The organism is Streptomyces alfalfae (assembly GCF_004127445.1).
In the GTDB taxonomy this organism is placed as follows: domain Bacteria; phylum Actinomycetota; class Actinomycetes; order Streptomycetales; family Streptomycetaceae; genus Streptomyces; species Streptomyces alfalfae.
Map to the genome: position 1 here is coordinate 36,611 of NZ_QEXM01000039.1, position 12,385 is coordinate 48,995.

The following is a 12,385-nucleotide window of genomic DNA, read 5'->3' on the forward strand; positions in this document are numbered from 1 at the left end:
TAGATCTGTCGGATCCGGGTCGGCTCGGGCCCGGTGGTCGAGGCGGCCGTGAGGTGGGCTTATGTCCTCCGGTGCGCCAACTGGTCGCTACGCGGCGGTAGTTGGTGGTGACGGCATGTGGCTTCGGCTCTTGAAATATACCTTCTCGCAGGTATATTAATTCCCGCGCAGCAAGGCTTCACACGTCTGTTCTCCGGCAAGAGTTCGTCCTGATTTGGGGGAAGCGTTGTCTCAGAAGTCGGTCGTGCTCATCGATACTTCCAGAAACCCGGATGCCGCATCAATGGCTCTCCCGGCACCTGGCCTCACGTTTCTCAGGCCGGTGGCCCGCGCGTTGGTGCACCGCAGCTCGATCGCGGAGGTGTTCGTCACCGACGGCTGTCGTGTCAGCGACAGCCGTTTCTCTGTCGCGGCCCAGTGGCCGCGCGACCACGCGCTCTACCACCCGGACGCACAGCGCCTCAGCGATCCGATGCTGTTCGCGGAGACCATCCGCCAGGCACTTCTCTACATCGGCCACGAGTACTGCGACGTGCCGCTCGGCACCCGGTTCGTCGGCCGTGACCTGTCCTTCGACATCACCGACCCGGCGGCGCTGCGGGTCAACGGCACCCCCGTCCCCGTGGTCCTCGACGCGGAGTGGACCTGGGAGGAGGGGCGTCCGAAGGGCGCCCGGCTCGACGTCCGGCTCCTGGTGGACGGAGAGCTCTGCGGCACCGGGTCGATCAGCGTCTACGTGATGGACGACCGCCGGTACGGACTGCTGCGGCGGATGGCCTGGGGCGGCGACACCCCGCCGGCCCCGGTCGTGGGGGAGCTGACCCCGGCGCCCCTCGTGCCGCCGCGCCGGGTGGGCAGGCTGCGGTGGAAGGACTGCGTCCTGGAGCGCTGCTGGCCGGACGGGGACTGGCAGTTGCGCCTCGACCGCGACCACGCGGTGCTGTTCGACCACCCCACCGACCACGTGCCGCTCATGGTCCTCATGGAGGGCTTCCGTCAGCTCGGCCACCTCTGCGTGCACGAGCGGGTGGAGGAGCCGCTGGGCGACCAGGCGTACGCGCTGGTCGGTGTGCAGGTGGAGTGCGCGGCCTTCGCCGAGCTGAACGCCCCGATCCGGCTGCTCGTCGAGCGGAGCGTGCCGGGGGCCACCCCGGCGGACCCGTTCCGCATGCGCGTCGCGGCGCTGCAGGGGGACACCCTGCTCGCCAGGACCGACATGGCGTGGGGGCGGGTGGGCCCGCGCGACCCGGCCGCGGATCACGCGGACCGGCCCGAGCCGGCCTCGATGTCAGGCCTTGCTCCGTAGGGCGTGATCCAGGACGTTCCACATGGCGGTCACCCGGCTGCCCCCCTCCGTCCGCTCCTGGGCGGAGCCCATCCAGAACACTCCGAAGAAGGCGGCCACCAGCAGGTCGGCCACGGCCTTGGGGGAGGCGGCCGCCTCCCAGTGCCCTTCCTGCTGCACCTCGCCCACCAGACGCAGCACCACCGAGTGCGTCTCCTCCAGCAGGGCCGCCGTGTCCTCCGAGGCCTGAGCGGTCTCCAGCGTCAGCCTGAGCGCGGCACGGGCCCGTACGTCGCCCTGGAACAGCTCTCCCAGGGTCAGCATGAGACTCCGCAGCCGGCCGAGCGCGGGGTCGGCCGGGATGTTCGCGGCGCTGAGGGGCGGTTCGACCGCGTCGCTCAGGTGGACGGACAGGACGGCGGCCAGCTCCTCCTTGTTGGAGAAGTGACCGTAGAGGGCGCCCTTCGTCAGGCCGATCTGGTCGGCGATCTTCTGCAGATTGGTGTTCGCGTACCCATGGCGCGCGAACTCGTGGGCGGCGGCGTCCAGGACGGCGTCGTACGTGCGCAAGGCCCGTGCTTGCTTCGGCAAGGTGCACACCTCCTTCACTGGCGGGGGATCGAGGGCGAGCTTCACGCGGATCTCGGAGCGAGGGTCCGACGGCAATAAAGATACGTTCAAGAACGAATTCTAATCGTCCGAAGGGGTGTATGCCACAGATGATTCAGTCACAGAGTTCGACGACGGAGCACCGGCGGTCCGCGGGTACGGGACCCCTGGCGCCCTCAGCGGTCGCGAGCGCCGCCCGCTCGGCCGCCGCCCACGCCGGCGCGGCCGAGCGGAACAGGCGCCTGGACGACGGGACGGCCGCGTCACTCTCCCGCGCCGGTTTCGCCCGCCACTTCGTGCCCCGCGCCTGGGGCGGCGCCGAAGGCACCTTCGCCGCGCTCCTCGACGCGGCGGCCACGGTCGGCGCGGGCTGCGCGTCGGCCGCCTGGTGCGGCGCCCTCTGGGCCGCGCACGGCAGATTCGCCGCCTATCTGCCCCCCGACGGGCAACGTGACCTCTGGGCGGCCTCGCCCGACACGCTGATCACCGCCGTGATGGGCGCGTCCGGCGAGGCCACGCCCACCCGCGAGGGCTGGCTGCTCAGCGGGGCCTGGCCGTACGCGAGCGGCGTCGCCTTCGCCGACTGGCTCCTCCTCACCTCCACCGAACCCACCGAACAGGGGCCGCGCTGCCGGGTGTTCGCCGTGCCCCGCGGCCGGGCCACGGTCATCGACACCTGGGACGCCGACGGCATGCGCGGCACCGGCAGCCACACCGTCGTCGTCGACTCCGTCCTCGTGCCCCGCCACCGCTCCTTCCTCCTCTCCGACCTCACCGAGGGCACCCCGGGCCCCGGGCGGGCCAGGTGCCACACCGTGCCCGCCCAGCTCGGCGGCGGCCTCCTCTTCTGCGCCCCGGCGCTCGGCGCCGCACGCCACGCGCTCGACGCCTGGTCCCAGTGGGCCGCACGCCACGCCCTCGGACTGCCCGAAGAAGGCGTGCTGCGGCTGCACCGGGCCCTCGCCCTGTCGTCCGACGAGATCGAGGCCGCCCAACTCCTGCTGCGCGACGCCGCGCAGCGCGCCGACGCCGCCGCCTGGACGGGGCACGACGTCGCGCGCAACCGGCGGATCGCGGCCTCGGCCGTCGGCCTGCTGGCCCGCGCGGTCGAGCGGCTGCACCGCACCTCCGGCGGACCGGCCCACCCGGTCCCCGCGGCCGTCGAGCGCTGCCGCCGCGACGTGCGGACCATCGCCGGCCACCGGATGCTCCGCAAGGAGCAGGCCGCCACCGACTACGCCAAGAGCGTCTTCTCCGAACTGTCCGCACAGCCCGCCGCCGCGCGGGAACCGGCCCTGGAGGCAACCCGTGCCGAGGTCTGAACGCGCCCGTCTGGTCTTCACCGACGTCGACGAAACGCTGATCACCCGCAAGAGCCTGTTCGACTTCCTCGACTTCTACTGCGCGGGCCGGTACGGCGCCGAAGGCGCCCGCAGGGCGGCCCGCGTGCGCGACGACCTGACGGCGAGGACGGCCGCGGGCCTGCCGCGCGCCGACGCCAACCGGGAGTACTTCCGCGCCTGGCGTGGCGAACCGGTGGCGGCGGTCGAGGAGTGGGCCCGCCGCTGGTTCACCGAGCGCAGCGCCGCCGAGGGCTTCTACGTCCGCGAGGTCGCCGCCGAGCTGCGCGGCCACCGGGCCGCGGGGGCGAGCATCGCCCTGGTCTCCGGCTCGTTCCGCCCGCTGCTCCAGCCCATCGCCGACGCGGTCGGCGCCGAGCACGTGCTGTGCGCGCGCCCGGAGCGCTGCGGCCGGGTCTACACCGGCGCGCTCATCGGCGCCCCGGTCATCGGCGAGGAGAAGCGCCGCCTGGTCCGCGAACTCCTCGCCCAGTACGCCCACATCGACCCCGCGGACTGCTACGGCTACGGGGACGACGCCTCCGACCTGCCCATGCTCGCCGAGGTGGGGCACGCGGTACTCGTCGGGGGCGGCGCCGGGGCCGGTCGCCGCTGACCCCGGGAGTCCGCGCCCGGCGTCGGCGTGGCCCGGCGTCAGCCGACGGAGGCCTTCGCGAGCCCCGTCTTCGCCCCCGCCCCGCACAGCGGAACCACCGCGGTCCGCTCGCCGAGCGCGCCGTCCCGCACGGCGGCCCAGCAGGCCACGCCGGTCGACTCGACGTAGAGTCCGCGCGTCGCCAGGTCGAGCTGTGCCGCCGCGATCTGTTCCTCCGTCACGGTGAGGAAGGCGCCCCCGGAGGCGCGCACGGCCCGCAGGATCTGCCGTGCGCGGGGCGGCCGGGGGATCGCGATGCCCTCCGCGAAGGTGTCGGCCGCCGGGGTCTCGCCGACCAGGTCGTCGGCGCCGGCCCGCCAGGCCTCGGCGAGCGGCGCGACCGCCGCGGACTGCACCGCGTACAGCGCGGGCGCCTTCGCGATCAGCCCGGCCGCGTGCAGCTCGCGCACGGCGAGCGCGGCGCCGAGCAGCAGCGTGCCGTTGCCGACGGGCACGACGAGGACGTCGGGCAGCCGCCCGCCCAGGTCCTCCCAGAGCTCGTGGACGTAGGTCTTGGTGCCCTGGAGGAAGTAGGGGTTGTGCACGTGGGAGGCGTAGAACGTGCCGGGTTCGTCGGCGGCGGCGCGGGCCGCGCGCGCCGCGGACTCCCGGCCCCCTTCGACGACTTCGAGCCGCGCCCCGTGCCCGCCGATCTGCTCCAGCTTCTTGGGCGAGGTGCCCGCGGGCACATAGACGGTGCAGGGGAGTCCGGCCCGCGCGCTGTACGCGGCGACCGACGTGCCCGCGTTGCCGCTGCTGTCGGCGATGACCCGTTCGGGGCCGAGCCGCTGCGCCAGGGCGATGAGCATGACCGCTCCCCGGTCCTTGAAGGAGAGCGTCGGCATCAGGAAGTCGAGCTTGGCCGAGACCGGCCCCGCGAGTTCCACGAGGGGGGTGCGTCCCTCGCCGAGGGAGATCGCGGGCGCCGACAGCGGAAGGCACTCCGCGTACCGCCACAGCGAGTTGACGCGTCCCGTGAGCGAGGCCGGGCGCGCGGGCGTGGGGGAGAAGTCGAGGTCGAGCGGGCCCCGGCAGACCGGGCAGGACCAGGCGAGCGTGCCCGCGGGGACCCGGGTTCCGTCGGTGGGGCAGAAGGCGTCGGGCAGAGCGGTCGTGGCAGTCATGGGCGCAGGCTATTGCGGCGCCCGCCGGGGGAGCGGGAGGGTGGCCGTGGGGGCCTCGGGGCGGCTGGTGCGGGTGAGGCATGAAGAGTGCGTGGCGGGCGTGTTACATGCCGTCCCATGTCTTGTGGGATTCCTATGGATCGGCCAATCTTTCGTCCCGGTGGAGTCAGGAGACCCGCGGTCAGGGCGTGCGCTCGTCAACGGCGCGCGCTCTTGACATGGTCATGATCGACTACCGGCTCCCCGTGTGTGGGCACCACAGGCACCGCATCCCCCACCAACGCACCATCTATCGAGGAGGACCCCTCAGATGGCAGTGATGCGTCCCTCCCGCCGAAGACTGGCAGGGATCAGCGCGACAGCGGTCGCGGCCCTCGCCCTCGGCGTCGTCTCCGCCGTCCCGGCGACCGCCGGGCCGGACCGGGCGGAAGGCGTGATCGAGAACGCCGGAACCCCTGGCGTGATCAAGAACAGCTACATCGTGAGCCTCGACAAGAACGCCCCGAAGGCCCGCTCCGCCGAGGGCAGGGCCCTCGCCAAGGAGTACGGCGCGAAGATCGAGCGGACCTACGACAAGGCCCTCAACGGCTACGCCGTGGAGCTCAGCGAGGCCGAGGCGAAGAAGTTCGCCGCGGACCCGGCGGTCGACGCGGTCGTCCAGAACCGGACGTTCAAGGCCACCGCGACGCAGAACAACCCGCCGTCCTGGGGTCTCGACCGCATCGACCAGAAGTCGTTGCCGCTCGACCAGAAGTACACCTATCCCGACTCCGCGGGCGAGGGCGTGACGGCGTACGTCATCGACACCGGCGTCCGTATCAGCCACAGCGACTTCGGCGGACGCGCCTCCTACGGCTACGACGCCATCGACAACGACAACACCGCGCAGGACGGCCACGGACACGGCACCCACGTCGCGGGCACCGTCGCGGGCACCCTGCACGGCGTCGCCAAGAAGGCGAAGATCGTCGGTGTCCGCGTCCTGAACAACCAGGGCTCGGGCACCACCGCGCAGGTCGTCGCGGGCATCGACTGGGTGACCAAGAACGCGGTCAAGCCCGCCGTCGCCAACATGTCGCTCGGCGGCGGCGCCGACGCCGCCCTGGACACCGCCGTGCGCAACTCCATAGCCGCCGGCATCACCTACGCCGTCGCGGCGGGCAACGAGTCGACCAACGCGTCGACGAAGTCCCCCGCCCGCGTGGCCGAGGCCATCACCGTCGGCGCCACGACCAGCACCGACGCGCGTGCCAGCTACTCCAACTACGGCAGCGTCCTCGACATCTTCGCCCCGGGCTCCTCGATCACCTCCACGTGGAACTCCAGCGACTCGGCGACCAACACCATCTCCGGTACGTCGATGGCGTCCCCGCACGTCGCGGGCGCGGCGGCGATCTACCTGGGCGCCAACCCGTCGTCGACCCCGGCCCAGGTCTCCGCGGCCCTGGTCGACGCGTCCTCGCCGGGCGTCGTCACCAACCCCGGCACGGGCTCGCCCAACCGCCTCCTGAACGTGACGGGCGGCACCACCAACCCGCCGGGCAAGACGTTCACCAACGACACCGACTACGCGATCGGGGACAACGCCACGGCCGAGTCCCCGGTGGCCGTGACCGGCGTCGGCGGCAACGCGCCCGCCGCCCTGAGCGTGCCGGTGACCATCCAGCACACCTACATCGGCGACCTCCGCGTCCAGTTGATCGCCCCCGACGGCACCGCCTACACCCTCAAGAACTACGGGACCGGCGGCAGTGCCGACAACATCAACACCACGTACTCGGTGGACGCCTCCTCGGAGACGGCCGACGGCACGTGGAAGCTGCGGGTCAGCGACAACGCGGCACAGGACACCGGGAAGATCGACTCCTGGAGCCTGAAGTTCTGACGGTCGGCCGCTGATCCGTCCCCTGTGACCTCGACGGCCTGATCGCCCTCGTCCTCGTCCTCGCCCTCACTCTCACCCTCGTCCTCGCGGCACGGCTCCGGGTCGGTGACCCGGACCGCCGCGAGGACGAGTCGTGAGACGGGGTCGACGGCGGGTCGACGCCGGAGCGACGACAGGCCCGACGGCGGGGCCATGGCGGTTCGCAGGAACGTTTTCTTGGGGCGCTGGATGTGCTCCATATCCGGGTAACAGGCCTGCGTAAAGGCCTGCCGGGCCAGAAATCATCACATCGAGTGATTCCTTGGCCTTGGGTTGCAGTCCACAACCCACGGTTGCCAGGCTGTAGCTGTCTGTCAACCTGATGGGAGTGGCCAGTGACTTTCGGTGAGCAGCCGGCATATCTGCGGGTCGCGGGCGATCTTCGCAAGAAGATCGTCGACGGTTCGCTGCCGCCGCACACCCGGCTCCCGTCGCAGGCCAGGATCCGCGAGGAGTACGGGGTGTCGGACACGGTCGCGCTGGAGGCGCGCAAGGTCCTGATGGCGGAAGGCCTGGTCGAGGGCCGCTCGGGCTCGGGGACGTACGTCAGGGAGCGCCCCGTCCCGCGCAAGATCGTCCGCACCGGCTATCGCGCGGCGAACGGCGGATCGACCCCTTTCCGCCAGGAGCAGGCCGCCGACGGCGCGCGCGGCACCTGGGAGTCCCGCAGCGAGCAGGTGGAGGCGGGCGCCGCGATCGCCGAGCGGCTCGACATCAAGCCGGGCGAGCGCGTGATGTGCACCAAGTACGTGTACAGGGACGCGGGCGAGGTCATGATGCTCTCCACCTCCTGGGAGCCCCTGGCCGTCACGGGCCGCACCCCGGTGATGCTCCCCGAGGAGGGGCCCCTCGGCGGCTGCGGGGTCGTCGAGCGCATGGCGGCCATCGACGTCGTGGTGGACAACGTCGCCGAGGAGGTCGGCGCCCGCCCCGGCCTCGCCGAGGAGCTGACGGCGCTCGGCGGAGTCCCGGGCCACGTGGTGGTCGTCGTCCAGCGGACGTACTACGCCTCGGGCCGCCCGGTCGAGACGGCGGACGTCGTGATCCCCGCCGACCGGTATCGCGTGGCGTACCACCTGCCGGTGAAGTAGCCCTCTCCCCGCCAGAAGTACGGCGCGCGCCGGCGCATCCGTCCGGCGCCGCCTCGCCCGCGCGCGTCCCGTGGCGCGATTGCGCACCCTCCGCGTATCTCCTCGTGCCATTCCGTATCCGCTGCGTAAAGGTCGGGCGTAGGCTCGGGCATATGCGGACTGCGGTTTCCTTAGTGATCGAGGCGCTCCGCGCGCCGGAGGCGCCGAGCGGAGGGGCGCGATGAACGACGGCACGGTCCTGCTGCCCTGGCTCGTGATAAGGCAGGACGACAACGGCAACCGCTATCGCGTGGGCAGGTTCGCGACGAAGGCCGAGGCCCAGAAGATCGCGGACAGCCTCGATGAGCGCGGCCACCAACAGCTCTACTGGATCGAGAAGCTCAACACGAACGGCAGCGGGCACTGACCGGGCCCCTGAGTCCTGCCGCCCGCTGAGCCCTGCCCGGCCCCTGACCCTGGCCGGCCCGCCGCTCACGGGCGGCACCTAAGCTCCGGCGCATGAACGAACGCATCGTGGTGGGCGCCGCCCTGTACGACGGCGGCGGGCGCCTGCTCGCCGCGCGGCGCAGCGCGCCCCCGGAGCTGGCGGGCGGCTGGGAGCTGCCCGGCGGCAAGGTGGAACCCGGAGAAAGCTGCGAGGGCGCGCTCGTGCGCGAGCTCCGCGAGGAGTTGGGCGTCGAGGCGGTGGCGGGGGAGCGGGTGCCGGGGGAATGGCCGCTCGCCAAGGGATACGCCCTGCGGGTCTGGACGGCCCGTCTCGTTTCCGGCGAACCGGAGCCTCTGGAGGACCACGACGCGCTGCGCTGGCTCACCCCCGACGAGGTCTGGACGGTGGACTGGCTGGCGGCGGACGTCCCCGCCGTCAAGGCGCTGCTGACCATGCGGGACCACTCGTAGGCGGACCGCCCATACCCCCAAGTGCCCCATTTGTGGTAATTCGTCGCGCTATGCGGGTATGGGCCCCTTGACTCCAAGAAACGGACAGGTCCTGCTTCTGGTCTGGAAGTGATCGGCGTGATCGACACCAAAGGCGACTGCGCCGAATGGGACTTCCCCGCGGATCCCGGCGCGGTCCGCACGGCCCGCGCCGTCGTCCGTGAACAGCTCGGCGACTGGAACCTCACGCCCCTCGGCGACATCACCGTACTGCTCGTCAGCGAACTGGTGACCAACGCCCTGCGCCACGCGTCGGGCCCCATCGGCGTACGCCTCGTCCGGCCCGCGGGCCCCATGGGCGCCCTGCTGGTGGAGGTGTCCGACCCGCTCCCCGACCCGCCCCTCGCCCGCACGGCGGCGCCCGAGGACGAGGGAGGGCGGGGCCTCCAGCTCGTGGCCCGCGCGGCGCAGAGGTGGGGGACGCGGCCGGGCAGGACGGGCAGGACGGGGAAGACGGTGTGGTTCGAGCTGGCCCTGCCGGGTTAGAAGACTTGCAGTGTGCGACGGGTGTCGGGCACAAGAGCGGCACGGGCCAAAAAGCGTCGAGTCCGTGCTGTGATCGTGAACGCCGTGTGGGGCCGTGCCGTAGTGCTGGATACTGCGGTCAGCCGTATGCGGTGACCGGTGCCGGACGCGGTGAGCTGGAGGGGACGGTTCGCGTGAGCGAGATACCAGCGAAGGCGACGGAGCCCGAGGGGCCGTCGGGCGACGCGAGGGCCGAAGGACCGTCGGGCGACACGACGGCCGGCGGACCGCCCGGGGCAGCCGCGGGCGACGGGGCAGCCCACGCGCAGGTGGATGAGACCTGGCAGAGCAGCCCGCCCGGCTCCCTCTACGACTACATCAAGGTCGCCTCGTTCTCGATCGGCCCCGACGGACTCGTCGACCAGTGGAGCGGACGCGCCGAGCGGCTGTTCGGCGTGGCCGCGCGGGACGCCGTCGGCAAGGACCCCATCGAGGCCTTCGTTGCGCCCGAACTGCGTGCGAACGGGCACCGCAAGATGGCGGAGATCCTCGACGGCCGGGAGTGGACGGGCGTCGTCCCCTTCCGTATGCCCGACGAGCGGCGCCCCGACGGAAAGGGCCTGGAGGGCACCGCCGAGGTCTACGTCATGCCGACCGAGACGGAGAACGGCGAGAAGGCCGCGGTCTGCGTCGTCGTCGACATCCGGGCACTCCGGCAGATCGAGACGGACCTCGCCGCCTCGCAGGCGATTTTCGGCCAATCTCCTTTCGGCTTCCTGTTGTTCGGCACCGATCTGAGGGTGCAGCGGGCCAACCGCCGCTTCGCCGACGTCTTCGGCGGCGGCGCCGAGGACCATCGCGGGCGCACCGTCCACGACTATCTGCCGCGCCATGAGGCCGACCGCATGGCCGCCGCCCTGAAGCGGGTCCTCACGACCGGCGAATCCGTGACCGACATGCAGATCGTCGGCCCCACGCCCCACAGCAACGACCGCAGGCACTGGTCGGTCAACCTCTACCGCGTGCACAGCGGCTCCGGCCGCCCCATCGGCGTCGCGGGCCTCGGCACCGACGTCACCCTGCGGCAGGCCGCCGCCCGCGAGGCCGCCCACGCCCGCCGCAACCTGGCCCTCCTGAACGAGGCGGGCGCCCGCATCGGCAACTCTCTCGACCTGGAGACCACCGCGCGGGAACTCCTCGACGTCACGGTGCCCGGCTTCTGCGACCTCGCCTCCGTCGACCTGTACCAAGGCCTGCTCGACGGCGACGAAGCCCCGCCGGGCCTCGCCGACGGCAGCGCGGAGCTGCGCCGCGTGGCGTTCGCGAGCGCCGTCGCCGACGCCCCGTTCCCCGACGGCACCGAGCCCCTCGACGTCGGCGTCGTGCACCGCTTCGCCTTCACCTCGCCCTGCGCCGACGCCCTGCGCGCGGCCCGCCCCCGGCTCGTCACCGCCGACGACGACCACTCGGCGAGCCGCCTCACCGGCGGGCTCGTCCAGTCCACGCTCGCCGTGCCGATGGTCGCCCACGACACCGTGGTCGGCCTCGCCCAGTTCTCCCGCACGAAGGGCAGCGAGCCCTTCGGCGACCGCGACCGCGCACTCGCCGTCGAACTGGCCGCGCGCGCCGCCGTCTGCATCGACAACGCCCGCCTCTACCGCCGCGAGCACGAGCGCGCGCTGATCCTCCAGCGCTCCCTGCTACCGCCCGGCGACCCCGAGGCGGCGGGCCTCGACATCGCCTGCCGCTATCTGCCGGGCAACGCCGCGACCGAGGTCGGCGGCGACTGGTTCGACGTCATCGAGCTGCCGGGCCACCGCACCGCCCTCGTCATCGGCGACGTCATGGGGCGCGGCCTGCGGGCGGCCGTCGCCATGGGGGAGCTGCGCACCGCCGTGCGCACCCTCGCGCTCCTCGACACCGAGCCCGCCGAGGTCCTCTCGGCCCTGGACGAGATCGCCCGCGGCCTCGGCAGCCCGGCGGGGCCCCAGCGCTCCACCCGCGCGGCACGCAAGGCGGCGGACGCGGACCTCGGCGAGGTGTACCTCGCCACCTGCGTCTACGCGGTCTACGACGCCGTCACCCGGCGCTGCACCTTCGCCAACGCCGGACACCTGCCGCCCGTCCTCGTCGAACCCGGCGAACCGGGCGAGCCCGGCCAGCACGCGCTCATGCTCGACGTGCCCCCGGGCATGCCGCTCGGCGTCGGCGGCGAGCCCTTCGAGGACGTCGAGGTCGAACTCCCCGAGGGCGCGCTGCTCGCCCTCTACACCGACGGCCTCGTCGAGTCCCGCGACCACCCCCTCGACGAGGGCCTCAACGCCCTCGTCCGTTCCCTCGGCGACGCCCCGCCCGCCCTTGAGGACGTCTGCGACCACGTCCTGAACACCCTCGACACCCACCACGGCGAGGACGACATCGCGCTCCTGATGGCGCGCGTCCGGGGCCTGCCCGCCGAGCACGTCGGCGACTGGACGCTGCCGCGCGACCCCAAGTCGGTCGGCCGCGCGCGCGAACTCGCCTGCGAGCAGCTGCGGGCCTGGGACCTCGAACGGCTCTGCGACACGGCGGAACTCCTCGTGAGCGAGCTCGTCACCAACGCCCTGCGCTACGGCGAGGGCGAGATCCGGCTCCGCCTCCTCCTCGACCGCACCCTGGTCTGCGAGGTATGGGACGGCGGCTTCGTCCAGCCGCGCCGCCGCAGGGCCAGGGACACCGACGAGGGCGGGCGCGGGCTGCAACTCGTGGGCCTGCTCAGCGCGGGCTGGGGCTCGCGGCGGACGCCCCGCGGCAAGACGGTCTGGTTCGAACTGGCCCTGCCGGACGGCGAGACCGAGCCGATGGACGCGGCCGAGGCCCTGCTGAGCCTCTTCTGAACCGAGGGCCATGCCCTCTCGGGGGTCATGGCACAGGTGGCGTGGCAAAAGTGTCGTGGCGGGGTTTCAGGGCGAAGGTG

At 72.5% G+C, this 12,385-nt stretch carries 11 protein-coding genes; 9 read left to right on the plus strand and 2 right to left on the minus strand.

Annotated features, from left to right (window positions below; translation table 11 throughout):
- Window positions 1-322 precede the first annotated feature (322 nt).
- Window positions 323-1,306: a ScbA/BarX family gamma-butyrolactone biosynthesis protein gene (locus tag DCW30_RS18265; RefSeq protein WP_076684747.1), complete on the plus strand. Its 984-nt coding sequence runs from the start codon at window positions 323-325 to the stop codon at window positions 1,304-1,306.
- Here the strand turns inward: DCW30_RS18265 and DCW30_RS18270 are convergent.
- On the minus strand, window positions 1,289-1,885 hold the full coding sequence (locus tag DCW30_RS18270; protein ID WP_232627185.1) for a TetR/AcrR family transcriptional regulator: 597 nt from the start codon (window positions 1,883-1,885) through the stop codon (window positions 1,289-1,291). The two genes, DCW30_RS18265 and DCW30_RS18270, sit on opposite strands and share 18 nt — an antisense overlap.
- Before the next feature lie 119 nt (window positions 1,886-2,004).
- On the opposite strand from DCW30_RS18270, the gene DCW30_RS18275 reads away from it, so the two are divergent.
- Window positions 2,005-3,216, plus strand: coding sequence for an acyl-CoA dehydrogenase family protein (locus DCW30_RS18275; RefSeq protein ID WP_076684745.1), 1,212 nt, complete (start codon window positions 2,005-2,007; stop codon window positions 3,214-3,216).
- Entirely contained in the window at window positions 3,203-3,850 is a 648-nt protein-coding gene (locus DCW30_RS18280; protein WP_062780881.1) for an HAD family hydrolase, read from the plus strand. Before DCW30_RS18275 ends, DCW30_RS18280 begins: the two co-directional genes overlap by 14 nt.
- Before the next feature lie 38 nt (window positions 3,851-3,888).
- Here the strand turns inward: DCW30_RS18280 and DCW30_RS18285 are convergent, their stop codons facing one another.
- On the minus strand, window positions 3,889-5,013 hold the full coding sequence (locus tag DCW30_RS18285; protein WP_076684744.1) for a threonine synthase: 1,125 nt from the start codon (window positions 5,011-5,013) through the stop codon (window positions 3,889-3,891).
- A 310-nt stretch (window positions 5,014-5,323) separates the two neighbouring features.
- On the opposite strand from DCW30_RS18285, the gene DCW30_RS18290 reads away from it, so the two are divergent.
- From DCW30_RS18290 to DCW30_RS18315, 6 genes are all read left to right on the plus strand, one after another.
- A complete protein-coding gene (locus DCW30_RS18290) occupies window positions 5,324-6,898 on the plus strand; it encodes a S8 family peptidase (RefSeq protein WP_076684743.1) in 1,575 nt (524 codons plus the stop codon).
- Between the two features lie 374 nt (window positions 6,899-7,272).
- Entirely contained in the window at window positions 7,273-8,028 is a 756-nt protein-coding gene (locus DCW30_RS18295; RefSeq protein WP_076684742.1) for a GntR family transcriptional regulator, read from the plus strand.
- A gap of 220 nt (window positions 8,029-8,248) precedes the next feature.
- Window positions 8,249-8,434, plus strand: coding sequence for an SPOR domain-containing protein (locus DCW30_RS18300; protein ID WP_076684741.1), 186 nt, complete (start codon window positions 8,249-8,251; stop codon window positions 8,432-8,434).
- A 92-nt stretch (window positions 8,435-8,526) separates the two neighbouring features.
- Window positions 8,527-8,925, plus strand: a complete 399-nt coding sequence (locus DCW30_RS18305; RefSeq protein ID WP_062780886.1) for a (deoxy)nucleoside triphosphate pyrophosphohydrolase — start codon at window positions 8,527-8,529, stop codon at window positions 8,923-8,925.
- Between the two features lie 108 nt (window positions 8,926-9,033).
- On the plus strand, window positions 9,034-9,450 hold the full coding sequence (locus DCW30_RS18310) for an ATP-binding protein (protein ID WP_076684740.1): 417 nt from the start codon (window positions 9,034-9,036) through the stop codon (window positions 9,448-9,450).
- A 173-nt stretch (window positions 9,451-9,623) separates the two neighbouring features.
- Window positions 9,624-12,305: a SpoIIE family protein phosphatase gene (locus tag DCW30_RS18315; RefSeq protein WP_076684739.1), complete on the plus strand. Its 2,682-nt coding sequence runs from the start codon at window positions 9,624-9,626 to the stop codon at window positions 12,303-12,305.
- Window positions 12,306-12,385: the final 80 nt, after the last annotated feature.